The organism is Flavobacterium sp. MAHUQ-57 (assembly GCF_051908335.1).
In the GTDB taxonomy this organism is placed as follows: domain Bacteria; phylum Bacteroidota; class Bacteroidia; order Flavobacteriales; family Flavobacteriaceae; genus Flavobacterium.
Genome location: NZ_JBPZTE010000006.1, coordinates 55506 through 80214, shown reverse-complemented (window position 1 = coordinate 80214; position 24709 = coordinate 55506). Strand labels below are relative to the sequence as shown.

The window sequence follows — 24709 nt, the reverse complement described above, 5'->3', positions numbered from 1 at the left end:
GCAAAGTTATCCAAATGTATCTAAAATTCCACGAAGTCTAAATTCAGATTTTAAAAATCAAATTTGTAGCTAGCACCTAAAATTCCCTGAGCACCTTGCACTGGGTAGTTTAACCAACGTTGGTAGTTTTGGTTTGCCAAATTATTTCCTTTTAGAAAAATTGTCAAACGTTCGTTATGTTTATATCCAACATGAGCATTGATATCGAAATAACTTTCCAGTTTTTGCTTCGAATCAGGATTTGGAAACGATTGGTAATTGGTAAATGCATCAAAACGTTCGCCTACATAGAACAATTGAGAACCTGCGTACCATTTTTTTCCAATATTGAAATCGGTTGTGAAACCCGCTTTAACTGTTGGCATATTCCAAGCTTCTTCCTGGTTTTTAGTATTATAACTGTTTACTTGAGCATTTATTCCCAAAGTGACATTTTTATTCACATCGGCTTTTAATTCACCACCAAATGATATCGTTTTCACATTGTCATACACGACATTGTATGAATTTCCGTAACTGTAATTTTCGGAAGGATCAGATAAATAGGGATTAGAAACAAACAACGGCATATTTTCGGTAGAATCGTATCCCACTTTTAAATTATACGCAATTGTATTGGCTAATTTTCCACGCAAACCAGCATAGATATTGAATTGGTTATTGGTTGGTTCCAACAAAAGCGTTGGCGACAAAAATTTATTCTGACTCACAAAGTTTTCATATGAGTTTTGCTTTAAACCTCCTTCAGCTCCTGCAAAAAGCACCATAATATCTTTAACTACGTTGTAGGAAGCTTTGATCTTAGGAAAGATAAAAAATTCATTGTTCAAATCGGTTTCTACGCCATTGTACACATCTTTCATTCTTGAAAAATACGTCACTTCGGCACCCAATTCGATCGATAAATCATCTTTTAAAATAGTAAAGCTAGGATTCACTGAAAATATCAAATTGGATTTTTCAATAGTTGTTGGCACACCTGGTGTTGGAGTTGCCAAATTATAGACCGTTTCGAAACTTGAATTCAGGTAATCCAATCCGAATTTAGTTTTAACGGCAGTATCTCCAAAATTGAAATTAAAGGCTGGTTTGATAATAAAACGATTCTCTTTCGAGCCATAATTATCTGTAAAACCAATAAAATTCAGATTTACTTTATCAAAAAAACTTTTCGTAATTGCCAATTCTGAACCAACTGTAAACGTATTGTATTTATGACTTGGGTCAATATTTTCCAAATCAGCAGGATCAAAATTAGGATTTTCCAAAGGAGCGCCGTACCAATTGTACGCCTCGTTTTTGTAGCCTAAATCCAATTTAAAACTAGTTTCATTACGATTGTAACCATACATCGCATTAAAAGCTGTTTCTCCAAAAGCGTCGTCTAATTTCACCCCATCAATTCCACCTTGTGAAGAACGATGGCGAAGCATTCCGCCTGCATATTGAAACTTATCAATTTCATGAGAAATGAACAATTCACCCAAAGCCGTTTTGTAATTTCCGAAGCCGAAAGTTACATAATTAGGAAATAACTTCTCTTGTTTGGCCTTATCTACAGCTGCAGCCTTTCCTTTGGCAGGAACAAAGGTTGAAGCCACCGGAAAAGAAAAAATTTGGTATTTCACTTCCTCTTTTTTAGTCGTTTCCTGATCCTCAATAACCGGAACTTCTTTTATTTTATAAGCATCCGAAATAGTTGGCGTATAGGGTTTCACAACATTCACTACTTCCGTTCCGATATTTTCGTCTTTCTTTTGTGCATTTCCAATTTGGATGGCACCTAAAACTAAGCTTAACGATGTATATATTTTGATTCTGTTCATACTGTATCTATATAAATGAGAATGAGACTGATTATTTCCCTACCGAAGAATTCGTTTTCGCTTCTTCTGCTCTGATTTTGGCCAATTCGGTTTTTGCTTCCGTTAGTACATCGTCGAATTGTGTAAAGTTGGTAATTACACTTTCCAAAATGTACGTGGCCTGGAAACTATCTTTCAAGCCATAGAAATTTTTGGCCATAACCACCAATCCTTTAGCTCCAAAATATTTGTAACCTGAATACTCTTTGGCCAGTTTTTGAACTACAGTATTGGAAACCTCAAATTTTCCTTCTTTGTGTTTAAAATAGGCATCATAATACAAAGCTTCGGCTGCTAATTCTCCTTTCGCTATTTTCAACAATTTAGCGTAAGCCTCTTTCGCTTTCGCTTCATCACCAACCTGAATAGCCGATCTTGCTATAATAATTTGTGCATCACTCTTAATTTTATTATCCGTTTTAGGATTAGCCAATACTTTATCAGCATACACAACCGATTTAGCATAGTCTTTTGTATCATAATATCCTTTCATCAGATTGGCCTGAGCATAGGTTTTATTCTGTGGGTAATCGGCTTCTGCTTCCAATCGTAACAATACCGGAATGGCTTTTGTATAATCGCCTTTTTTGACAAAAATCTCACACAAACGACTTAACGATTGTTCGGTGAACTCATTTCGCGATTTTGCAATTACATTTTCATAGTTTGCAATCGCTCTTTCGGTTGCACCGGTTTTGTATAATGATTCCGCCAAATAGAAATTTGCTTTTAACGAATGTAAACCGTTCGGAAAATTTTTAACGTAGCTGGATAAACTTTCAATTGCTTGTTGCGTATTCCCCATCGAATATTGTTTTTCGGCAGCTTCCCAAGAATCGTTATCCAATTCGGCATCGGAAACTTCCACATAATCCAATGTTTTCACCCAAGTGGCATATTCTTCCACTCTTCCACTATCAACATATATCAAACGAGCCGTTTTTACTGCTTCCAACGCTTCTTCTGTTTTTGGAAATTCGGCCGCTACTTTTTTGAATTTGGTCAATGCCAAATCGTCTTTATCGCCATTATAGTAAATCAATCCCTGACGTAAAATAGCTTTGGCCGTATAACTGCTTTTTCGGTATTCGGAAATTAACTGATCATAGGTTTTAATGGCAGAAGTCGTTTCATTGATTGTCGTATACGTATTGGCCAATTCGAACATGGCATCATCGCGATATTGGGAATCCGGATAGTTTTTGATGAAACTGTTGAACTCGGCTATTTTTTTATCATTTTTACCGGCAAAACCGTATGAAATTGCCTTTTGAAACGCTGCATAATCCACATCAACACCTTTAAATGCAATGGCTTTATCATAGGCTTCAATAGCTGAAGTGTATTTGGATGTTACAAATCGGCAATCAGCCAAGCGAAGGTATGCATCCACTAAACGGGTTTTGTCCTCTTTTGATGTTTCAGTGTATTTCGCGAAATAGGTCGCTGCTGGTTCGTATTCTTTTAATTTAAAATGCGAATAAGCAATATTATAATTCACCGTCTTAAATTCGGGAGTTTCTTTAGCTTCTGGATACGCCACAAATTGCTTGAAAGTCAGCAATGCATTTTGGAAATCATCCAACACATATTCAGTTTCCGCTTTCCAGAATGTAGCACGTGCTGAGAATATAGCTTCTTTCTGTTCGGCGATTGATTTTTTGAAAATAGCCAACGCTGCGTTGTAATCACCATCGGTAAACAATTCCAAACCTCTGTAAAAAGCTACTTTCTGGTAAGCTCCTTTCGCACCTAATGCTTTGTTTTTCTCCAATAAAACCAATGCTTCTTTATAATTTTTAGAAGTAATGTAAGAGTTAACCAATAAATTTTCGATTTCCGGTTTATTTGGATTATTAGGATACTTTGTCATGAATCCGTTCAATACTTCCGGAACACTTTGGTAAGAATTTCCGATATCATAGCTCAAACGGGCGTAATTCAGATAGGCATCTTCCTGAATTTTTAAATCGAAAGTCATTTCCGAAGCATTTTTGAACGCATTCAAGGCTTGTTGTTTCTTATCCGTCTTTAAATAACTTTCTCCCAAGTGATAATAAGCATTTTGGGCAACGCCGTCATTACCACCGATAATTTTATTGAATTGCGCAATGGCATTTTCGAAATCATTTTGCTTGTAGTAAGCATATCCCAATTGGTAATAATCCGTATTGTTCCACTTCCCTTTTTTTCCTTTGTATTCTTTCAAATAGGGAATTGCTTTATCGTATTGTTTCAAGTTAAAATAACTTTCGCCAATGATTTTGTTTAGTTCCGATTTTTCAGCAGGAGATGATTTTGCCATAGCGGCCTGGCCTAATTGAATTGCTTTTTCAAACTTCCCAGCTTTAAAACTCATATCAGCTTGAAAATACGACAATTTTTCTTTGTATTTTTCTTCACCCGAAACCGCATCAAAATACTGATTCGCCTCTTCATAATTATCGCCTTCATAGGCTAAATAACCAATGTAATATTTTGCTTGTGAACCGTATTCAGCCGAATTTTCGACTTTATTAAAATACTGACGCGCTTCTTTTTTCTTTCCTGAATTGAAGAAACTATAGCCTTTATAGAAATTATATCGATCCAATTCATCACTGGTCAAACTGCCTTCATCCACTTGGTCGAACATTTCCAAAGACTTCGTATAATTGCCTTGTTCGAAATAATAGGTAGCGGCATCAATGTGAGCCAGATTTTGTTTCGTACTCGTTGGATAGTTTTTTATGAAAGCCTCAATCTTTTCATCTGCATTCGACTGATTCATCTGCAAAGCACAATTCGCACTATAATAAGCACAATCCGCTTCCATATCGGTATTTCCTTCTTGCTTTATTTTATCAAATAGAATCTGAGCCGACTGGTACTGCTTGTTCTTAAACAAAGTAAGCGCTCTGTTGTATTCCACTGATGTATTGGTATAGATTTCAGATTGTTGCGCCGACAATGACATATTGCCAATTAAGAAAATGAAAATTACGGAGATTGATAATTTCTTCATAAGTTGGATTTTGCATTCAAATATAGAACATTCTTATTGGGTTTAACGGGTAAAAAAAGCGTTTAGTATCTTAATTTATTCACAATGCCAAAAATTTATTTTGCATTAGAACGTTAACTTATTACTTTTACGAAATAAATCACAAAACTTATGTCACAAACCATTCTATCGTTACAAAACGTTACTATATATCAAGAACTCAATGCTGTTTTATCGGATGTTAACTTAAGCGTCAACCATGGTGAATTTCTTTACATCATCGGGAAAACCGGTTCTGGAAAAAGTAGTTTCATGAAAACGTTGTATGCCGATTTACCTTTAAATCACGGAGAAGGAACTATTGTAGACTATAATTTAAATGGATTGGTCGATAATGACATTCCGTATTTGAGAAGAAAAATTGGTATCGTATTTCAGGATTTTAAATTATTACCGGATAGAACTGTAAATGCCAACATGCATTTCGTTTTAAAAGCAACAGGTTGGGAAGACGAAGGTGCGATGCAAGCAAAAATTGACGAAGTTTTGGAAAAAGTAGGCATGGGTGGTAAAGCCAATAAAATGCCACATCAATTATCAGGTGGAGAACAACAACGTGTTGCAATTGCTCGAGCATTATTAAACGACCCGGAATTGATTCTTGCGGATGAACCAACTGGAAATCTTGACCCGCAAACCAGTGTTGAAGTTATGGAGGTTTTACGAAAAGTAAACCAAAATGGAAAAACAGTGATTATGGCAACCCACGATTACGCACTATTAATGAAGTATCCGTCAAAAACACTCAAATGTGAAGACGGTGCCATTTTTGAAGTCGTACAAAAAAGTGTATAAAACCAAAAGAGAAGTGAAAGCTTCTCTTTTTTTATATGATAAATATCATTTCGTTAGTTAAAGCTACCTCTTACTTTTGAAACTGAAAAAACCATTATATGTCAGTTTCATTACTACAAAAATACAACGTTCCTGGACCACGCTATACTAGCTACCCGACTGTACCCTACTGGGAAGAAACCAATTTTAGCTCCGATTTATGGAAACAAAGTTTACTTACCGCGTTCAAAGAAAGTAATTCAACAGAAGGTATCAGTTTGTACATTCATTTGCCTTTTTGCGAAAGTCTGTGTACTTTTTGTGGTTGTCATAAACGCATTACCAAAAGACACGAAGTTGAACATCCTTACATAGAAGCTGTTTTAAAAGAGTGGAATCTTTATTGCAAATTGTTTGATGAGAAACCAATCATCAAAGAAATCCATTTGGGTGGTGGGACTCCTACATTTTTCTCTGCAATGAATCTCGAATTGCTTATTAAAGGTATTCTCGCCAAAGCTGACATTGCTCCCGATTACGAATTTAGTTTTGAAGGACATCCAAACAATACAACACGTGAACATTTACAAACATTATACAATTTGGGATTCAGAAGAGTGAGTTTTGGCGTTCAGGATTACAACGAAAAGGTACAATTGGCCATTCATCGAATTCAACCCTTCCACAATGTGGCTAAAGTGACTTTTTGGGCCAAAGAAATTGGTTATACTTCGATATCTCACGATTTGGTATTCGGTTTACCATTTCAAGCGATTGAAAACATCATCGATACCATTGAGAAAACCAAAGTACTTTCTCCAGACCGATTGGCATTTTACAGTTATGCGCACGTTCCTTGGATGAAAGGTAACGGTCAACGCGGATTTAAAGACCATGATGTTCCCAAAGATGATGAAAAACGTAAACTGTATGAAATTGGCAAAACGCTACTAACCAAAAAAGGATACCACGAAATAGGTATGGATCATTTTGCGCTTAAAAGTGACGCTATGTATAAAGCAGCACAACAAGGAAATCTTCACCGTAATTTCATGGGATATACTGCTTCAAAAACAAAAGTGATGATTGGTTTAGGTGCTTCATCAATTAGCGATAGTTGGTACGGTTTTGCACAAAACGAAAAAGAAATTGAAGCCTATTATACCATTTTGGATAAAAACCAACTTCCGGTTTGCAAAGGTCATATTCTAACCTCCGAAGACCTCATCATCCGAAAACACATATTGAATTTAATGTGTCGCTTCAAAACACAATGGAGTACTACCAGTTTGTACTTTGCGGAACTACCTGCAATAGTGGAAGAGTTACGAGAAATGGAGTTGGATGGCTTAGTTCAGCTTCTTCCTAATCAGATTATGGTTACCGAAAAAGGCAAACCCTTCGTACGCAACATTTGCATGGCATTTGACCTTCGTATGAAACGAAAAATACCGAATACTCAATTATTTTCAATGACAGTTTAAAAATTTAATTATTGTAAGAAAAAAGCTCTTTTTATATCTTTGAGTTTCGTAAACAACATACTATGCAACTCAAACATTACCTATTGGCAGTACTGCTATCCTTTGGAATTCTGGCATCGTTCTCTTTGGCACCAAAGAAAGAAATTGTCAAAGACTCAACCATTACAGGGATTGACATTTCTCATTTTCAAGGAGACGAAATTGATTATCTGACCAAAAAAGGGAATCAATTGGAATTTGTGATCTGTAAAGCAACCGAAGGTGTTACGTATACCGACCCTGACTTCAAAAGCAATTGGTCGATGATTAAACAACAGGGATTTGTTAGAGGCGCTTATCATTTTTACCATTGTGCCGACGATCCGACGCAACAAGCCAACTATTATCTAGCAACCATAGGCGATTTATCCTCAACCGATTTCCCTCCTATTGTTGATTTTGAGGAAAACAGTATTGATGCAGGATGCAGCAAATCAACAATACAGAAAAACTTATTGCAGTTTTTAACGATTTTGGAGCAAAAAACAGGAAAAAAACCCATTTTATATACCGATACCAACATTGGGAATGCAGAACTTAATGATCCCGCTTTTGCGAATTACAAACTATGGATAGCCGATTATAACCCGGGTACATCTCCTACTGTTCCATCGGTTTGGAAGAATAACTCTTGGACAATTTGGCAAAAAACACAAAACTATTCATTGGACAATTATACCAATGATTTTGATGTATTCAATGGTGATAGTGATTCGTTTGCGAAAGTAATCTTAGGGAAGTAAGCGCTACTGTAGCTCTATACTTCATTTGTTCATTCACAGACAACTAATGACAAGCGAAGCATATTTCCCGAATCACTTTTTAAACTGCTACAATTCAAAGATAGAACTATACCTTTCTTTAATTGTTTTACGATTAAGCCTGAATTCAATGACTTCAAATTAATTTAAAAATAGTTACGTAAAAAAAAAAGGTGATTCTTACCACTCTATTTTTTTAGGTGATTCATTTGGTTTAATTTCGTGATCTAAATAAAATCCTAATGCACTATTTCATTTTTTCCCTGGCTCTTATTGGACTTTTAGTTTCTTCAAATTATTTTACTAATGCCGCAGAAGCAATCGGAAAATATTTACAATTACCTTCTTTTGTGGTTGGCGTTTTTATTGTCGGAATAGGAACCTCATTACCCGAACTTATCTCAGGTATCCTCTCGGTGAATAAAGGCGCATCAGAGATTTTATCAGGAAATATCATTGGGGCAAATATCTCCAACATTCTTCTTATAACTGGTCTTGCTGTGGTTATCAACAAGAAAAACATCTCGTTGAAAAGCGGCTATATGTATATTGACTTAAACTACCTTATAGGAAGTTTTTTATTTTTCTACATGATCGCTTATGACGGCAAAATGGACGCGGCCGAATCCTTTTTTGGATTATTAATCTTTATTGTATACAGTATCTATCTTATAAAAGGAGAAACAAAAAGTAAAGAAGATAGCAATTCAAAAACCGAGAAATTCCCAATCGTCTCTTTGTTACTATTGCTGGTATCGGCAGTAGGAATCTATTTCGGAGCTGATTATACTATTATTTCCCTTGAAAAAATAGCCTTTGATTTATCAATCCCAAAATCTATTGTAGCATTAACGCTATTATCACTTGGTACCACCCTACCGGAACTTGCCGTTAACATTAGTGCCATCAAAAATGGAAAAGCCGAAATGGCTATCGGAAATGTACTAGGTTCGTCCATTTTTAACACACTGGTAATTCCTTCCATCGCATCCTTTTTTGGTACCATCGTTGTGACCAATAACTTGTTACAATTTTCATTACCGGTAATGGCAGCCTGTGGACTTTTGTTTTATTTGCTTACCCAAGACAAAAAAATATCCGTATGGGAAGGTTTATTGTTTATCTGTTTGTATTCCCTTTTTATTTTTAAAACGGCTACGGTTTAAGTAAAAATCCAAGCTACAAAACGGAATTGATTCTATATTACTAAGGTTTCGTATATTTGAGGGTTAGCTGTAATCATTCGACAACTTATCATGAAAAAACAAAATTATTTAATTTACGGTTCTATATTAGTTGTAGCACTATGGATTATTTCGTGTATCATAATTAAGATTGTGATACCAAATCCTACAGAACAAGGTCAATTTGGAGATATGTTTGGAGCCGTGAATTCTCTATTTTCAGGACTTGCTTTATGTGGAGTAGCTTATACCGTTTATTTGCAATATGAGTCTAATAAACAAAGTCAACAGCAATTCAAATTCAATCATTTATTGGATACTATTAATAAACAAATTGAAGTTTTTAATAGACGAATAGAAGAATTTACATTTAACCTTCATACCTATAGTGATCTAAATAAAGTAAAGTTTAGTAAAGCAATGGAAATTTATGAAAAATGGGAAGATGATGACTCACAACAAAGATTATTCAATGATATCAATCAAGATACAATAAATGATTTACTACCATTTATTGGACACTCTTTTGATTTTATTTTTGATTTAATTAAAAGAGAAGAAATTGAAGACTCTGAAAAAGAAAAGCTAAAATCACTTTTTAAAAGAAGTATCAACCGTAATTTAATTCAATTTTTAAAAGTTTCTGCTTACAACGTAAAAATAGAGGAAAAAGATCTTGAAAATTCAATTCCTGATTTATTGGAAATAGAGAAAGGGATAATTGAAATTAAAAAATCGATGATTACTCAAATCATTAATGACTACCGCTAACAGCGGCAACTGTCACGCAACTACCCTATTTTCAAAATAACGCCAAAAAACTTATTAGTAAAGCTCTTTTAAAGATATTTATACGAAAGTATTTCAATTATATTTGATGGTGTTTGTGAAGTTTTTTCACCGACTGACGTTGTACATAACTCGCCCAGCACCTCCAAAAAATCGTTAAAAAAAATTGTTGAAATACCAATACTTGGTATATTTGATAAAAATTAAAAACATGGCACGAAATACTTCAATATTACTAGGCGATTATTTTGAAAATTTTATCAACGAACAAATTGCTTCAGGAAAATACAATTCTGTTAGTGAAGTTGTTAGAACAGCTTTAAGAGTTTTTGAACAAGAAGAAAACAAGAAAAAATCCTTAATCAATGAACTTAAAATAGGAGAAAAAAGTGCTAAGATTAAAAATTTTGATCGCAACAAAAATCTTGAACAACTTAAAGCAAACTTCGGAAAATAATGTCAGCATATATTATTAGCGAAAAAGCACTTGATGACATTAACAAAATCTGGATTTACACAGCAGAAAATTGGTCTGTTGAACAAGCTGACCGCTATTATAATTTAATTTTTGACGAAATTGAATATATTGTAATCAATTTCGAAATTGCTCGTGACTTTGGAAACATTAGAAAAAACTACCGTTGTTCAAAAGTAAAATCTCACTTAAAATTTTTCAAGAAAACAAAATCTAATGAAATAGAAGTCATAAGAGTTCTACATGAGAAAATGGATATTGAAAACCAATTGACCGAATAACAAGAGCTACGCAAAATAACGGTAACTGTCTCACAACTACCCTATTTTCAAAATAACCCCAAAAAACTTATCAGTAAAGCTCTTTTAAAGGCGTTTATACGAAAGTATTTTAGTTATATTTGATGGTGTTTGTGAAGTTTTTCACAGACTGACGTTAGCGGTCATTTCAGGACGACACTATGAAACAAAACAGTAAAGCCATTTTAATTATATCAATCACCTTAGGACTTATCCTGCTGGTTGAAATTTTGGTCGGAGAGTTTTTTCCTAACTTGACCTTTGTGAAAGGTAACTTGACGATTGCCAACAGAATTCTTGGTTATTTTGCTTTTTCGGGTTTCATATTATCGATTCCAATTTTCTTCAAGGCGACCAAAATAGTGACAATTCCACTAGGAGTTATTCTGTTTCTAATTTTTTTTATCAATTCATGCGCTGCAATATATCCCATAGACACGACAACTCAACCTCAAGACATTTCCGTTTTGCAAACAAATGAAGATGGAAGTAAGTTAATTGTGAGGGAGCGAATCAACGCAAAGACAAATCGAAGTATTAGAGACACCACTTTAGTAAAAGACAATTTCATATTTCGACAAGTAATTGAACCCAGAAAGTAAACAACAAACCGCTAACAAATGTTTTGCATTTGTGGGCGGACAGTAAGAACAGGAACATTTGAGCAATTAATAAACGTTGGTGCTGGCAGACAGTTTACGGTTTCAAAAGCCCACCTACGCAAAGCACGAAACCGTTGGCAGTAATAATCCAAAACTGAACAAAAAAATCATGTCTTTAATAATTGGTATAATTTCTTTTATTTTTACATTCTCTATGAGTGTCTTTCAATTACACAAAGTGCTAAGAAATGACAGAAATTACAAAGTAGTATTTACAATTGCTACATTATTACCTTTACTCTCTTTAATTGATTACTTGATAGGTGATACTATTGCTATTTTTAATTTTTTATCATTGGGACCAATATGCTTTTTAGTTTTATATAAAGTTTTTGATAAAATCATTTTATTAAAACACAATAGGCATATCTACTTTTACACAAAACATTCACAAGCCAAAGAATCAATAGAGTCGACATGGGAAGAATTCTTTTATCAAACATTTCTGTTTTTTATTCCCTTTTTTCTTATTGGTATTGGTCAATGGATTTTGCGGATTATTTAAAAATATTACCGCTACTAACAGCGAGATCTTAGTCTCATAGAACAGTACAAAATATGAGTAGAAAAGAGAGGGGATTATCACTGTTAACAGAATCTGAAGTTCCTGCGGTTATCGACAACCTTACTCCTCTCTATTGTTCTTTCTGATTAATAGCTAAATTTAGAAAATGTCAACTTAAGGCGGTTTTAGGAAATTGGGGTTTCGGTGTTTAATGGAACGAGCTTTTTGTATATTTGACTTCAGTCCTTACGGAATGGTTCGGGAATAAAAATCTCCGCCTTCACAAATCCTCCGGATCGTTATGCGCAATGCTTAAAAACTGTGTAATGAAAATCTATACTTCTTTATTGCTTTTACTTTTATCTTACTCTGCAAAAGCAGACACAATTACAACTTGGAATGTGTATTACAATCATAAATTGATAAAACAATTCAAAGCAAACCCAGAGGTAAAAGAAATCCAAATTAAAGCATCCGATTATTCGAGTGGAGACTATTTAGCAATCCAATATGGGGACGACATGCCTTGCCATACATGCTCTTACGAACTGACCGTCGTTGCTGAAGGAAAAGATCCGATTTTTACTTTGACTACTAAAGATAAGTACAAATTTATGACAATAGATTTGAAAGCTATACTCTCCAAATTTAAATCTAAAAATGGGAATCGTTTTTTTGTAGTCTACTTTACAGAGATTGATGAAAAAGGCAAACGAAATTCTGGCTCGAGACTTTTCAACATAAAAATCAGTTAGCACTTCGCACAACCGCCAATTCAAACCATTGCTGGTTTTGAGTGAATTGTGCGTCTATTTTATTAACTTCGTCTCGGTCGCAGTAGAATACGATCTCCAGTTCGACGAAACGGCGCAAATCGGTCAACATAGCATCAATAAAATGAATTTCGATCAAATCATAGATAAAATACATCCTATTTCTTCTTCGGCTAAACTATTGCTAATAGAAAATGTGGAAGAAGTTACTTTTCCTAAAAACACTATCGTTATTAGAGCTGATAAAATTGAAAAAAACATCTTCTTCATTAAAAAAGGGATTGCTCGAACATTTTTTGAGGTTGATGGTACAGAAGTTACTTTTTCTTTTGGGAAAGAAGGTGATACTATAGCTTCCTTAAAAAGCTATATCGACAATCAAAAAGGCTACGAAAGCATCGAACTTCTAGAAGATTGCGTACTTTATAAGCTTACTACCGAAAACCTTAAAAAGCAATTTCAGGAGAATATCGAAATTGCCAACTGGGGCAGGAAATTTGCCGAATATGAACTCTTAAAAGCGGAGGAACGACTTATTTCGAGACAATTTGGGACGGCTACAGAACGTTATGACGAACTTTTAAAAAACAATCCCAGCATTATTCAAAGGGTACAATTGGGTCATGTTGCCTCATATTTGGGCATAACTCAGGTTAGTTTGAGTAGAATACGCAACAATAGCAAATAATATTCTTTTTTATCATTTGTAAAATTTTTACAGAAAGCAAATGCAGAACTTTGTAAAAAAATGAAACATGGATATTACAATTAGAAAAATAACTGTAGGTGATTTACAGGATTTACAGGAAATAGGAAAACGTACCTTTCAAGAAACTTTCGCTTCTGAGAACAGCGAAGAAGACATGAAAAACTATTTGGAAACTAGTTTTGCAAATGAAAAGATCATGGCAGAACTTGAGGATGAAAACTCCGAGTTTTATTTTGTAGAACTTGAAGAAAAAGCGATTGGTTATTTGAAAGTAAATAGCGGATCATCGCAGACAGAAATAAAAAGTGAAGACGCGCTGGAGATAGAACGAATCTATGTTTTAAAAGAATTTCACGGTAAAAAAGCAGGACAAATTCTTTTTGATAAAGCCATTCAAATAGCAAGAGCCAACAATAAGAAATATGTTTGGCTTGGCGTTTGGGAAGAAAACCAAAGAGCTATCCGATTTTATGAGAAAAACGGATTTGTAGCTTTTGACAAACACATTTTCAAACTTGGGACTGATGAGCAAACCGATATAATGATGCAACTGAAACTGGATTAAAGTATATTCCGTTTCAAACATCGGTTTTTATTTCATTTTTTACAATTAACACTGCACCGTTACTCTCAAAAAAGTAGCTGCGATATCAGTAGCATTAGATCCTCCTTGGTTTTGCGAGGTAAATAAATCTTCCAATTCTTTTTGTAAATCAGCTGCTTTACCATTTTGTTCAGCAGCATCAAAGGCATTCATCGTTGGACCGTAAAAGTGTTTGAAGCGCGTTAAAAATTCAGAAGGTGAAAAAGGCGCTTTGAAAGTAAAAGTTGCTCTCGCAAAGGCTATATTTTCTTTAGCTATTCCGGCACTGCTAAAGCGCTCGATCACATTATCTTCGACACCCCATAGCATAGGACTTACAAAACCCTCAGGCGGTGGTGGCGTATACGCAGACGATATCTTGAGGATTTGCGCCACGAAAGTAGGATCACCCGGAATCCAATTGCCCATAACTATTTTTCCTCCCGGTTTTGTCACACGCACCATTTCCTTGGCAACATCAAACGGTTTTGGCGCAAACATAGCCCCAAATATACTAATGACCATATCAAAAGTCTGATCACTCAAGTCATGCAAGTCGGTGGCATCACCTTCTTGAAAAGTGAGGTTCGTTAGCTGTTCTTCCTTGGCACGTTGATTTCCCGCTTCCACTAAATTTTGTGCAATATCGACTCCTAGCACTTTTGCCGCCAATTGCGCTGCCGGCACGGCTGTAGTTCCATCACCACAACCCAAATCAAGAAGATAGGTGTCTTTTGTGATGCCTAAAGAATCCACTAGTTTAGCACCGCTTTCACGCATCGTTGCAGCAATTTTAGTGAAATCCCCTTTTTCCCATAATGCTTTGTTCGGATTCATATCTTTCGTTTTTTTAACTATTAAAGATACGCATTTTAACGCATTGAAAATAAACTACTTACAATGCGGTGTGTTTTGCACAAACAAACTTATATTACCCGGTGAAACCATCGGGATATCCAATCCCATGCCTCGTAAAACAAACAATATACCGATACCAATGATCAAAATGGGAATGATTTTCTGAATGCTTGTCCGAACCGGTACTGTGAGCACATTGGCAACATAAACAACCAAACTCATCATAGGAATCGTCCCCAGTCCGTACAATGCCATATATGCAACACTCCAATGTACTTCTTGCATGGCAATAGCACCAAAAAGAGCAACATAAACGAGTCCGCAGGGTAAAAAACCATTAAGCAATCCAATGGTAAACAAAGAACGGTAGGTTTTCTTTTTGAACTGTGCGCCAAGTTTTGATTTCAACCGACTAATAATTGCGAAAACGGGCTTTGAAAAATTATAACGAGCGAAAACTTTTTCGGGTACAACTACCGCAATAATCATTAAAACACCCACTACAATTGAAATTTTTTGCTGAAAACCTGCCAGAAACAAACCTCTTCCCAACAAACCAAAGAAAAATCCTAAAATAGAATACGCCACTATTCTACCCGAATGATATGTGAATAGTTGTGTTACTTTTTTAGCCTCATTCGTTCTATCCAATGGTAACATAATGGCAATAGGGCCGCACATGCCCATGCAATGCAAACTGCTTATCAATCCTAAAATAAAGGCTGTGATCATTTGGAAGTTAGGAGTTAGGAGTTATGAGTTATGAGTTAGGAGTTATGAGTTATGAGTTATGAGTTAGGAGTTATGAGTTATGGGTTATGAGTTCAACCTTTTAGGTTCTAATTTCAACCTTTTAGGTTCTAATTTCAACCTTTTAGGCTCTAGTTTTAACCTTTTAGGTTCTAATTTTAACCTTTTAGTCTTTAATTTTAACCTTTTAGGTTCTAATTTTAACCTTTTAGACTCAAATTTTAACCTTTTAGACTCAAATTTTAACCTTTTAGACTCAAATTTTAACCTTTTAGGTTCTAATTTTAACCTTTTAGGTATTAATTATAACCTTTTAGCTATTAATTATAACCTTTTAGCTATTAATTATAACCTTTTAGCTATTAATTATAGCCTTTTAGGTAGTAATTATAATCTTTTAGGTAGTAATTATAACCTATTACGCATTCGTATCAACCTTCAACTATAAATTAACGGTTTCTTTGTTGAGAAATCCTTTACCGTTATAGTTCCAATCGATGGTAATGTCCCAACGGCCGCCAGCCAACTTGGTTTTAGGTATGAGCAAATTGGAAGAAGATAACGATATTGGTATATCGAAATCTAATTGCTGGTTTGACGGCCGATAAAGAGACACTTTCCCTTGTATTTGATTCCAATCGAAAGATTTTGGAAAATGAATTTCCAGTCCTTCGGTTGTGTTTATAACTGCTACTCTTTCGGATAAATCCATTGCATTTTGTTGTTTGTCCAACTGCGTTTGGAATCCGATTTCTTTTTTATAATAGTCTTCAGTGACCATTTCGTGGTCGTACTCTGCGTCGCCCTGAACTTTCAGGACAAAATATAGAATGAATGTGATGAATATTGCGAATGCCATCACGATTCCTGTGCTCCAATTTGCTCTCATATCCTGTTGTATTAAATGATTATCATTACCTCAACTCTTTTAATTAAAGTGTCTTGGTCCTAAGAAATTTGTGGTCGTCACTTCCAATAATCGGTTACCATTATAGACTTCAATGGTCACTTCTGTTTTATCTCCTTGGAGAACAGCAGGGTTTATTTCTATAAACAAAGTCCCTTGCGTGAGATTGTCTTTTTTGACCTTAATTTGTTGATTTCCTACTAATTTAATTACGCCTTTGGGGTCTACGATTTTAAAATGGATGTGATCAAAATCATTCATCGTTTTATTCACGATTTTATAGGTGAACACATTACTGATAGTATCCCCTTTGTATTCGTACAATTGCCCTGGCAAACGCAATACCGTTGCTTCCACATCATTTCGGAGGAACAACATTCCGAAGAATATTCCGGTCAGAATAAGCAATACCGCCGCATATCCTTTCATACGATTGGTAAACACAAACGTTTCTTTCTTTACAATTTCGTCTTCACTGGCATACCGAATAAGATTAATGGGCAAGTCCACACTTTTCATGATACTGTTACACTCATCGATACAAGCGGTACAATTGATACACTCGAGTTGGACGCCATTGCGAATATCGATTCCTGTGGGACAAACATTTACACATTGATGGCAATCGATACAATCCCCTTTACCAGAAGCCAATCGATCTTCTCCCTTTTTAAATTTCCCTCTACCCTTTTCGCCCTCACCACGCACATGATCGTACGCCACATTGATGGATTTAGTATCAAGTAACACTCCCTGCATTCGTCCGTAAGGACAAGCAATGATACATACTTGTTCCCGGAACCACGCATAGACAAAGAAGAAAACAGCGGTAAAAATGATTAAGGCGATTAGCGTACCGGTGTTATGAAACGGCCCTTGACGTACCATATCCAGAACATGATCGCTACCCACGATATACGCCAAAAAGACATTGGCTATTAAGAACGACAGTAAAAAGAACAACAGATATTTTAAGGATTTCTTTCTGATTTTTTCTGTATTCCATTCCTGTTTATCCAATTTGATTTGCGCGCCACGATCTCCTTCAATCCAGAATTCGATCCGGCGGAAAACCATTTCCATGAAAATAGTTTGCGGGCAGAACCATCCACAGAAGATGCGACCGAATGCGACTGTAAACAAAGCCAGACCAACAACGCCAATGACCATAGAAATTACCACCAAGTGAAAATCCTGAGGCCAGAACGGATTTCCGAAAATGGAAAACTTCCGTTCTAGAATATTGAATAAAAGGAACTGATTACCGTTGATTGTAAGGAATGGAGACGTGAATAGAAACGCCAATAAGAAATAACTCAACCATTTTCTTCTTTCGTAGAGCTTTCCTTTAGGAATTTTAGCATAAATCCAAGCCCTTTTTCCTTCTTTATCGATTGTGGCTATTGAATCCCTAAAATCATCATTGGGTGATTGCATTGTCATTGTAATTATTTGGCTTTAACGGCGCTACCTCCTGCTGCAGCTACATCATCTATCCATACTTCTCCTTCCGGCGCTTTGGCCTCTTTAGGATTTGATCCTTGAAGACTCAATACATAACTGGCCACTTTTTGAATTTCGGTAGGTTTAATTTGTTCCTTCCAGGCAATCATACCTTTACCGGAACGTCCTCCTTCCATAATCGTATTGAATACATTTTTGATACCACCACCATTAATCCATTCTTTATCCGTTAGATTGGGCCCAATAGCACCACCACCATCGGCACGGTGACACGCCACACAATTGGTTTGAAATATTGCCTTACCTGCATTAATACTAGAAGCATCTGTCAGCAAGGTTACTTTTTCCTTATCCATCAAATCGGGAGCCGTTTTACGATACTCTTCCACTTGAATTTTAGCCTCCGCCATTTCCTTGTCGAATTCTGCGGCTTGATTATCATGTCCCAAAAAATGGTATCGCGCCAGATAAACTACTGAAAATAAAATGGTGATATAAAAAACACCCACCCACCATGGAGGAAGTACATTATCCAATTCTTGAATTCCATCGTAATTATGATGTAAAATCAGGTCATGTTCTTCTTCCACTTTACGCGTACGCGTTAATTTGTGTACTAAACCTTTGTAGAATTGCGTTTCTGTAAAGGGTAGATTTTCTTCAATTTCCTTGGCTTTTCTTTGTTCTTCAGTTAACAAAGTATCCAAAATCGTATTCGTTGCTTTGAGTATCAATTCCATGGCCACCAAAAGCACTATAAAGATGACCAATACCAGGTTAAGTAAAGGATACTTTATAAAAGCCGGTTTATCGCCTGAATCGATGAAGAACTCCATTGCCATGAAAAACAAAGCAAACAAAACCGGGATTCTCACATATATTGGAAACAATTTTTTCATAGGTCTAGCTATTATTTTAATGATTCATCGGTTGTACCTTCAGCAAATGGTAGGTTACCCAATTGTGTTATTTTTTCTTTATTGTACGTAAAGACCCAGCAATACAATCCCACAAAAAAGAAGAAAAAAATGAGTAATGATAGTATTGGATAAATTTCTATTCCGGAAATATTCTCCATGGTATGTTTTACAAACTTTAGCATGACATTCTATTTTTGAGTTTCTTTAATTTTGATATCAGTTCCTAATCGTTGCAGATAAGCAATTAAAGCGACAATTTCGCGGTCACGCATTGCAACAAACTCCTCTCCTCTTGCTTTTGCATTCTTTTCACTTTCCTTGTAACTCTTCACGAAATCGGGATCGTTTTTCAGATTGTTTTCGATAGTTTCTGATTGTTTGGCGATAGCCGTTTTGGCATTCTTGATATCATCATCAGTGTAAGGCACACCCAATGTTTGCATTACTCCCATTTTCTTTTCGATATCGGAATAGTTGGCCATTTTGTTATCAAACAACCATTTGTATCCCGGCATAATAGAGCCTGATGAAGTACTTTGCGGATCCCATAAGTGATTGAAATGCCAGTTGTCATTGTATTTACCTCCTACGCGCATCAAATCTGGACCAGTACGTTTAGAACCCCAAAGGAATGGGTGATCGTATACATATTCACCGGATTTAGAATATTCGCCATATCGAGCTACTTCCGAGCGGAAGGGACGAATCATTTGCGAGTGACACCCCACACAACCTTCACGGATATATAAGTCACGGCCTTCCAACTCCAGAGGAGTATATGGTTTAACACTTGAAATTGTTGGAATATTGGATTTCACTACAATGGTAGGAACAATTTGAATTACACCCCCAACAAGAATTGCAATCGTAGCCAATAGCGTTAATTGAATTGGTTTTCTTTCCAACCATCCGTGGAATTTTTCCCCTTTTAATCGATAAGGCGCTATTTTGGCAAGAGCCGGAGCTTCTGCTAATTCATCCTCAACTGCCTTATTTTTACGCACGGTTTTATAGACATTGTACCCCATTACCAGCATACCCAAAAGATACAATGTTCCTCCAATGGCACGCATGGCATACATTGGCATTATTTCCGAAACGGTTTCAAGGAAATTACCATACACCAAGGATCCGTCGGGATTGAACTGTTTCCACATTTGCGCCTGAACAAAACCAGCCACATACATTGGTAAAGCATATAAAATTATACCCAGAGTTGCAATCCAGAAATGGAAATTGGCCATTTTTTGTGAATAAACTTCTCCTTTAGTTAATCGTGGCAATAACCAATACACAATACCAAAAGTCATAAAACCATTCCAAGCCAAAGCTCCAACGTGAACGTGCGCAACAATCCAATCAGTAAAGTGAGCAATTGCATTGACATTTTTCAATGAAAGCATAGGACCTTCAAAAGTGGCCATACCGTAACCTGTAATGGCTACAACAAAGAATTTCAGTACTACATCGGTACGCACTTTATCCCAAACACCACGAAGCGTCAACAATCCGTTAATCATACCACCCCAAGAAGGCGCAATCAGCATTACAGAAAAAACCACCCCTAAATTTTGCGCCCAATCCGGCAAAGCGGAATACAACAAATGGTGAGGGCCAGCCCAGATATATAGAAATATTAAAGACCAAAAGTGAATAATAGACAAACGATACGAATACACCGGACGGTTAGCCGCTTTAGGCATATAATAATACATTAATCCAAGGAACGGAGTAGTCAAAAAGAACGCAACAGCATTGTGTCCGTACCACCATTGTACTAAAGCATCCTGAACACCCGCATATACCGAATACGATTTCAAACCGTTTACCGGCAAAGCCAAACTATTGAAAATATGAAGTACAGCAACGGTCACAAATGTGGCGATGTAAAACCAAATGGCCACATACAGATGACGCTCTCTTCGGCGTAAAATCGTCATGATCATATTGATTCCGAAAACTACCCATATCACTGCTATGGCGATATCTATTGGCCATTCCAGTTCTGCATACTCCTTTGAAGACGTATATCCTAATGGAAGAGAAATCGCTGCTGCCAAAATAATCAGCTGCCATCCCCAGAAATTAATATTGCTCATTACATCACTGAACATTCTGGTTTTTAGAAGCCTTTGAATCGAATAATAATACCCGGCAAACATGGCATTTCCTACGAAAGCGAAGATAACCGCGTTAGTGTGCAATGGACGAAGTCGTCCGTAGCTCAACCACGAAATACCGTCAGTAAGGTTTGGAAATAAATACATCGTAGCCAATAACAGCCCGACCAGCATTCCCACTACCCCAAAAACAATAGTCGCGTAAATGAACTTATTTACAATTTTGTTATCGTAATAAAACTGTTGCATTTCCATAATTTAGTTCTGATTTTCTGTTACTGATTTTGTTTGGGTTTTGTTTTGTTTAAGCTCATCTTCAAAAAGCATTCTGACCGATGGCGTATAATCATCGTCAAACTGACCACTTCTAACCGCTCTAATGAAGATGTAGAGAAAAGTTATCGCCAGTACGATACTGATACAGATTAATAAATAAATGACACTCATACCTTGATTTTTATGAACCAAAATTAGCGTTGCCCTTTCGGATAAAATATGACTTTTATCATGCCGAAATAATTAAAATGCAGCATTGTCAATTCCGCTTTTGGGCATAATAATTACTCATCAGCGTTACAAAACTTATAATTGTAACGGTACTTAATGGCATTATGATAGCGGCTACAATTGGCAATAAATTTCCGGTTACGGCGTAACTCAATCCAACGATGTTATACAGAAGTGACAATCCAAAGCTCCCATAAATAGTTTTCATTGCATTTTTGGAAAAACCAAGGAAATAGTCAATTTTTGAAAATTGTGTAGCATCCAAAATACCATCGCAAGCAGGTGAAAACACATTTACATTTTCTGAGATTGAAATCCCCACATTACTTTGCGTCAAAGCGCCGGCATCATTCAATCCATCGCCAACCATCATGACGTTTTTACCTTCCTTTTGAAGTTGCTCTATGAAGTGTAGTTTTTGCTCTGGTTTTTGGTTGAACACTAAATTAGTCGCTTCCGGAAGCATCTTTTCTAGTATTTTGCGTTCTCCATCGTTATCCCCGGAGAGAACTACCAGGTTGTAATTCTTGGCTAAATTTTCAAAAAGTTGCTCCAATCCTTCTCGGTATTGGTTATTAAACACAAAACATCCTTTATACGTACCATCCATTTCAATATGTACTTTGGTTTTCTTGTGTGTGTTTTCGCTCATGTGTTCTAAAAACTGAGAAGAACCCAGCTTCACCAAATGATTATCAATTGTAGCATTTATACCCTTTCCGGTGATTTCTTCAAAACTGTTGATTTCAATGGTAGTCTGATTCGGAATAAACTCATATAATCTTCTACTCAAAGGATGATTTGAGGCTCTAACAACGCTCTTTAATAATAAAAGCTCATAGTCGGACAATTCTACTCCTTCATACGAAATGGATGTCTTTTTATTGGTGGTAATTGTTCCCGTTTTATCAAAAACAATCGTATCTACTTTTGCTAGTTGCTCAATAACAGTAGCATTTTTTAAATACAACTTTTGGTATCCCATGAGTCGAAGTACATTACCCAAAGTAAAAGGAGCCGTTAAAGCAAGAGCACAGGGACAGGCTACAATAAGAATTGCCGTAAAAACATTGAAAGCAATCGTAGTATCGATGAAAACCCAATAGCCGAAAGAAAGAAAAGCCAATAATAGCAGAGCTGGAGTAAAATAGCGACTGATTGTATCTGTAATCGTTTTATAGTGCTGCTCTGATTTTTTCAGGAATGCTTCATTAGTCCATAACTGCGTAAGATAACTCTGTGACATCGAATGCAGTACTTCCATTTCAATTATATTTCCCAATTGTTTTCCACCAGCATAAACCTTTTCGCCAGATTTTTTATGAATTGCTACCGCTTCACCCGTCACGAAGCTATAATCAATAGAAGTTGCATTGGAAATTAATATTCCATCAACGGGAATCAACTCTTGATTACGGATTAACAATCGATCTCCTTTTTTTATATCATAAACCTGGATAGGAATTTCGGAACCGTCTTTATTTATTTTAGTAACCGCGATAGGGAAATACGATTTGTAATCGCGCTCGAAAGAAAGGAAATCATACGTCTTCTGCTGAAATAATCGTCCCAAAAGCATAAAGAAAATGAGTCCGCACATGCTGTCGAAAAAACCTTGTCCATGATCCAATACAATATCAATTGTACTTCTAATGAACATCACTACAATGCCCAATGCAATTGGAATATCAATATTTAACATACCCAATCTGATACTTTTCCAAGCCGAAACATAATAACCCGATGCCGAATAAAAAAAGGGAGGCAAAGCAAGTAAAAAAATCAACCAACGGAAAAAGCCTTTGTATTGCTCGATCCAAAACTCCCCTACTTCAAAATATTCGGGAAATGATAACAACATAATGTTCCCAAAAGAAAAAAAAGCAACCCCAATCTTATAGATCAGTGTTCTATCAATTTTCTGTTTTCTGTTTTCGTAATTCTCCAGACTGATGTAAGGTTCGTAACCTATTCTACACAACAATTCTACGACTTCCTTCAAACTAGTTGCATCGGAACGATAGAGAACGCGTACTTTTTTTTCATGAAAATTAACCTGTGAAGAAAAGATTGCGGGATTAAGTTTCTGTAAATTTTCCAATATCCAAATGCACGAACTACAATGAATGTGCGGAATGTATAATGAAACGACACTCGTTTCTTCCTCTTGAAAATCGAGAAGTTTTGACACGATAGTAGTATCTTCAAGAAAATCGTACTTGCCTTTAATATCTAACGGTGTGGCTCCAGGGGAATTCTCAAAATCGTAATAACAACCTAAGTCGTTCAAACTGAAAATTTCATACACGGTTTTACAACCCATGCAACAAAACGCTTTCTCGTCAAAGAAAATCTCATTCCTTGATACAACAGCTGTTCCACAATGGTAACAATTCTGTTTTTCCATAATTTACTCATTTACCTTTGGCAAATTTCCTACTGCATGAATTTTCAAACTATGATATTTATCATACTTTAAATATATTTGTTATTCAAAATTTGCATAATGAATAAATGTGAGCAATGCATAGTAAGACAATTCAGTTCTTTAAAAGCTTTAAACAAAGACGAGCTTTTGAGAATGGCCAATTGTAAAACCTCCTACACCATAAAAAAAGGAGAACCTATTTTTGAGGAAGGAGAGATTACCAATGGAGTCTACTGCATCAAAGACGGCGTATGCAAAATGACCAAATTAAGTGCTAATGGAAAAGATCAAATTGTAAAATTGGTCAAACCCGGAGAATTACTTGGTCAACGTTCCATGATTAGTGATGAGCCAGCAAACCTTACCGCAGTTGCGCTCGAAGATATGGAAGTGTGTTTTGTACCAAAAAGTGAAATTTTACAATTTTTCAATCAGAACAATCAATTTTCCATGAATATGATGAAAACCATTTGTGGCGATTTGAAAGACGCTGATGACCATATGGTTTCCATGGCACAGAAAACAGTAAAGGAACGAATGGCAGAAACCTTATTGTATTTGGAAGAAACCTTCGGAGTTAATGAAGATGGAAGTCTACGAATCCAATTGTCACGAGAAGAATTAGCCGGAATGATTGGTACAGCTACCGAAAGTTGCATTCGTCTTTTATCTGAATTCAACAAAAACGGATGGGTGGATTTGACCGGAAAGAAAATTACAATCAAAAATAAATCACAACTCAAAAAGTTGTCAGAATAAAAGAAGCTCAGGCTTCTTTTTTTGTTAACTTTAGGAAAAAATAGAACGAAT

24 protein-coding genes are annotated in these 24709 nt (G+C 35.9%); 13 read left to right on the top strand and 11 right to left on the bottom strand.

What is annotated here, in order from left to right:
- Positions 1 to 50: 50 nt before the first annotated feature.
- Together ACS8MM_RS00435 and ACS8MM_RS00430 are read right to left on the bottom strand one after the other, a co-directional pair.
- Positions 51 to 1826 carry a TonB-dependent receptor gene (locus ACS8MM_RS00435; RefSeq protein WP_379711899.1) on the bottom strand — a complete coding sequence of 592 codons (1776 nt, stop codon included), beginning with the start codon at positions 1824 to 1826 and terminating at the stop codon, positions 51 to 53.
- A 31-nt stretch (positions 1827 to 1857) separates the two neighbouring features.
- Entirely contained in the window at positions 1858 to 4869 is a 3012-nt protein-coding gene (locus ACS8MM_RS00430; RefSeq protein WP_379711897.1) for a tetratricopeptide repeat protein, read from the bottom strand.
- A gap of 150 nt (positions 4870 to 5019) precedes the next feature.
- Here ACS8MM_RS00430 and ACS8MM_RS00425 point away from each other — a divergent pair, with 150 nt between their 5' ends.
- The 12 genes from ACS8MM_RS00425 (at position 5020) to ACS8MM_RS00370 (ending at position 13927) form a co-directional block, all read left to right on the top strand.
- A complete protein-coding gene (locus ACS8MM_RS00425) occupies positions 5020 to 5703 on the top strand; it encodes a cell division ATP-binding protein FtsE (protein ID WP_379711895.1) in 684 nt (227 codons plus the stop codon).
- A 98-nt stretch (positions 5704 to 5801) separates the two neighbouring features.
- Positions 5802 to 7166, top strand: coding sequence for an oxygen-independent coproporphyrinogen III oxidase (gene hemN, locus ACS8MM_RS00420; RefSeq protein WP_379711893.1), 1365 nt, complete (start codon positions 5802 to 5804; stop codon positions 7164 to 7166).
- A 62-nt stretch (positions 7167 to 7228) separates the two neighbouring features.
- On the top strand, positions 7229 to 7948 hold the full coding sequence (locus ACS8MM_RS00415; protein WP_379711891.1) for a glycoside hydrolase family 25 protein: 720 nt from the start codon (positions 7229 to 7231) through the stop codon (positions 7946 to 7948).
- A 260-nt stretch (positions 7949 to 8208) separates the two neighbouring features.
- The gene (locus tag ACS8MM_RS00410; RefSeq protein WP_379711889.1) at positions 8209 to 9132 is read left to right on the top strand and encodes a sodium:calcium antiporter; all 924 of its coding nucleotides are present in this window, start codon (positions 8209 to 8211) and stop codon (positions 9130 to 9132) included.
- A gap of 90 nt (positions 9133 to 9222) precedes the next feature.
- On the top strand, positions 9223 to 9921 hold the full coding sequence (locus tag ACS8MM_RS00405) for a hypothetical protein (protein ID WP_379711887.1): 699 nt from the start codon (positions 9223 to 9225) through the stop codon (positions 9919 to 9921).
- 229 nt (positions 9922 to 10150) lie between these two features.
- Positions 10151 to 10396 (top strand): type II toxin-antitoxin system ParD family antitoxin, encoded by a 246-nt coding sequence (locus tag ACS8MM_RS00400; RefSeq protein ID WP_379711885.1) that lies wholly within the window; start codon positions 10151 to 10153, stop codon positions 10394 to 10396.
- Positions 10396 to 10695, top strand: coding sequence for a type II toxin-antitoxin system RelE/ParE family toxin (locus tag ACS8MM_RS00395; RefSeq protein WP_379711883.1), 300 nt, complete (start codon positions 10396 to 10398; stop codon positions 10693 to 10695). The genes ACS8MM_RS00400 and ACS8MM_RS00395 overlap by 1 nt, the downstream gene beginning before the upstream one ends.
- Before the next feature lie 179 nt (positions 10696 to 10874).
- Entirely contained in the window at positions 10875 to 11315 is a 441-nt protein-coding gene (locus ACS8MM_RS00390; RefSeq protein ID WP_379711881.1) for a hypothetical protein, read from the top strand.
- Between the two features lie 169 nt (positions 11316 to 11484).
- The gene (locus ACS8MM_RS00385) at positions 11485 to 11880 is read left to right on the top strand and encodes a hypothetical protein (protein WP_379711879.1); all 396 of its coding nucleotides are present in this window, start codon (positions 11485 to 11487) and stop codon (positions 11878 to 11880) included.
- Between the two features lie 326 nt (positions 11881 to 12206).
- Positions 12207 to 12635, top strand: a complete 429-nt coding sequence (locus ACS8MM_RS00380; protein WP_379711877.1) for a hypothetical protein — start codon at positions 12207 to 12209, stop codon at positions 12633 to 12635.
- Positions 12636 to 12672: 37 nt separating this feature from the next.
- The gene (locus tag ACS8MM_RS00375; RefSeq protein ID WP_379711875.1) at positions 12673 to 13341 is read left to right on the top strand and encodes a Crp/Fnr family transcriptional regulator; all 669 of its coding nucleotides are present in this window, start codon (positions 12673 to 12675) and stop codon (positions 13339 to 13341) included.
- Positions 13342 to 13408: 67 nt separating this feature from the next.
- Complete coding sequence (locus ACS8MM_RS00370) at positions 13409 to 13927, top strand: GNAT family N-acetyltransferase (protein ID WP_379711873.1); 519 nt, start codon at positions 13409 to 13411, stop codon at positions 13925 to 13927.
- A 45-nt stretch (positions 13928 to 13972) separates the two neighbouring features.
- Here the strand turns inward: ACS8MM_RS00370 and ACS8MM_RS00365 are convergent, their stop codons facing one another.
- The 9 genes from ACS8MM_RS00365 to ACS8MM_RS00325 form a co-directional block, all read right to left on the bottom strand.
- Positions 13973 to 14782, bottom strand: a complete 810-nt coding sequence (locus tag ACS8MM_RS00365) for a class I SAM-dependent methyltransferase (protein ID WP_379711871.1) — start codon at positions 14780 to 14782, stop codon at positions 13973 to 13975.
- A gap of 54 nt (positions 14783 to 14836) precedes the next feature.
- A complete protein-coding gene (locus ACS8MM_RS00360; protein WP_379711869.1) occupies positions 14837 to 15535 on the bottom strand; it encodes a sulfite exporter TauE/SafE family protein in 699 nt (232 codons plus the stop codon).
- Between the two features lie 460 nt (positions 15536 to 15995).
- Entirely contained in the window at positions 15996 to 16442 is a 447-nt protein-coding gene (locus tag ACS8MM_RS00355) for a FixH family protein (RefSeq protein ID WP_379711867.1), read from the bottom strand.
- 39 nt (positions 16443 to 16481) lie between these two features.
- Complete coding sequence (ccoG, locus tag ACS8MM_RS00350; RefSeq protein ID WP_379714974.1) at positions 16482 to 17897, bottom strand: cytochrome c oxidase accessory protein CcoG; 1416 nt, start codon at positions 17895 to 17897, stop codon at positions 16482 to 16484.
- 11 nt (positions 17898 to 17908) lie between these two features.
- Entirely contained in the window at positions 17909 to 18823 is a 915-nt protein-coding gene (locus ACS8MM_RS00345) for a cbb3-type cytochrome c oxidase N-terminal domain-containing protein (protein ID WP_379711865.1), read from the bottom strand.
- An 11-nt stretch (positions 18824 to 18834) separates the two neighbouring features.
- Complete coding sequence (locus ACS8MM_RS00340; protein ID WP_379711863.1) at positions 18835 to 19026, bottom strand: CcoQ/FixQ family Cbb3-type cytochrome c oxidase assembly chaperone; 192 nt, start codon at positions 19024 to 19026, stop codon at positions 18835 to 18837.
- Positions 19027 to 19032: 6 nt separating this feature from the next.
- Complete coding sequence (gene ccoN, locus ACS8MM_RS00335; protein ID WP_379711861.1) at positions 19033 to 21219, bottom strand: cytochrome-c oxidase, cbb3-type subunit I; 2187 nt, start codon at positions 21217 to 21219, stop codon at positions 19033 to 19035.
- Positions 21220 to 21222: 3 nt separating this feature from the next.
- Complete coding sequence (ccoS, locus tag ACS8MM_RS00330) at positions 21223 to 21411, bottom strand: cbb3-type cytochrome oxidase assembly protein CcoS (RefSeq protein WP_379711859.1); 189 nt, start codon at positions 21409 to 21411, stop codon at positions 21223 to 21225.
- A gap of 88 nt (positions 21412 to 21499) precedes the next feature.
- Positions 21500 to 23878, bottom strand: coding sequence for a heavy metal translocating P-type ATPase metal-binding domain-containing protein (locus ACS8MM_RS00325; protein ID WP_379711857.1), 2379 nt, complete (start codon positions 23876 to 23878; stop codon positions 21500 to 21502).
- A gap of 99 nt (positions 23879 to 23977) precedes the next feature.
- On the opposite strand from ACS8MM_RS00325, the gene ACS8MM_RS00320 reads away from it, so the two are divergent.
- A complete protein-coding gene (locus ACS8MM_RS00320; RefSeq protein ID WP_379711855.1) occupies positions 23978 to 24658 on the top strand; it encodes a Crp/Fnr family transcriptional regulator in 681 nt (226 codons plus the stop codon).
- The last annotated feature ends 51 nt before the right edge of the window (positions 24659 to 24709 follow it).

Excerpts from the sequence above, each read along its gene's own strand:
- ACS8MM_RS00400 (WP_379711885.1), top strand. The coding sequence starts at position 10,151 with ATGGCACGAAATACTTCAATATTACTAGGCGATTATTTTGAAAATTTT.
- ccoN (WP_379711861.1), bottom strand. The coding sequence starts at position 21,219 with ATGGAAATGCAACAGTTTTATTACGATAACAAAATTGTAAATAAGTTC.
- ACS8MM_RS00340 (WP_379711863.1), bottom strand. The coding sequence starts at position 19,026 with ATGCTAAAGTTTGTAAAACATACCATGGAGAATATTTCCGGAATAGAA.
- ACS8MM_RS00345 (WP_379711865.1), bottom strand. The coding sequence starts at position 18,823 with ATGAAAAAATTGTTTCCAATATATGTGAGAATCCCGGTTTTGTTTGCT.
- ACS8MM_RS00435 (WP_379711899.1), bottom strand. The coding sequence starts at position 1,826 with ATGAACAGAATCAAAATATATACATCGTTAAGCTTAGTTTTAGGTGCC.
- ACS8MM_RS00385 (WP_379711879.1), top strand. The coding sequence starts at position 11,485 with ATGTCTTTAATAATTGGTATAATTTCTTTTATTTTTACATTCTCTATG.
- ACS8MM_RS00380 (WP_379711877.1), top strand. The coding sequence starts at position 12,207 with ATGAAAATCTATACTTCTTTATTGCTTTTACTTTTATCTTACTCTGCA.
- ACS8MM_RS00390 (WP_379711881.1), top strand. The coding sequence starts at position 10,875 with ATGAAACAAAACAGTAAAGCCATTTTAATTATATCAATCACCTTAGGA.
- ACS8MM_RS00320 (WP_379711855.1), top strand. The coding sequence starts at position 23,978 with ATGAATAAATGTGAGCAATGCATAGTAAGACAATTCAGTTCTTTAAAA.
- ACS8MM_RS00370 (WP_379711873.1), top strand. The coding sequence starts at position 13,409 with ATGGATATTACAATTAGAAAAATAACTGTAGGTGATTTACAGGATTTA.
- ACS8MM_RS00365 (WP_379711871.1), bottom strand. The coding sequence starts at position 14,782 with ATGAATCCGAACAAAGCATTATGGGAAAAAGGGGATTTCACTAAAATT.
- hemN (WP_379711893.1), top strand. The coding sequence starts at position 5,802 with ATGTCAGTTTCATTACTACAAAAATACAACGTTCCTGGACCACGCTAT.
- ACS8MM_RS00430 (WP_379711897.1), bottom strand. The coding sequence starts at position 4,869 with ATGAAGAAATTATCAATCTCCGTAATTTTCATTTTCTTAATTGGCAAT.
- ACS8MM_RS00360 (WP_379711869.1), bottom strand. The coding sequence starts at position 15,535 with ATGATCACAGCCTTTATTTTAGGATTGATAAGCAGTTTGCATTGCATG.
- ACS8MM_RS00410 (WP_379711889.1), top strand. The coding sequence starts at position 8,209 with ATGCACTATTTCATTTTTTCCCTGGCTCTTATTGGACTTTTAGTTTCT.
- ACS8MM_RS00405 (WP_379711887.1), top strand. The coding sequence starts at position 9,223 with ATGAAAAAACAAAATTATTTAATTTACGGTTCTATATTAGTTGTAGCA.
- ACS8MM_RS00425 (WP_379711895.1), top strand. The coding sequence starts at position 5,020 with ATGTCACAAACCATTCTATCGTTACAAAACGTTACTATATATCAAGAA.
- ACS8MM_RS00325 (WP_379711857.1), bottom strand. The coding sequence starts at position 23,878 with ATGGAAAAACAGAATTGTTACCATTGTGGAACAGCTGTTGTATCAAGG.
- ccoG (WP_379714974.1), bottom strand. The coding sequence starts at position 17,897 with ATGCAATCACCCAATGATGATTTTAGGGATTCAATAGCCACAATCGAT.
- ACS8MM_RS00415 (WP_379711891.1), top strand. The coding sequence starts at position 7,229 with ATGCAACTCAAACATTACCTATTGGCAGTACTGCTATCCTTTGGAATT.
- ACS8MM_RS00355 (WP_379711867.1), bottom strand. The coding sequence starts at position 16,442 with ATGAGAGCAAATTGGAGCACAGGAATCGTGATGGCATTCGCAATATTC.
- ACS8MM_RS00395 (WP_379711883.1), top strand. The coding sequence starts at position 10,396 with ATGTCAGCATATATTATTAGCGAAAAAGCACTTGATGACATTAACAAA.
- ccoS (WP_379711859.1), bottom strand. The coding sequence starts at position 21,411 with ATGAGTGTCATTTATTTATTAATCTGTATCAGTATCGTACTGGCGATA.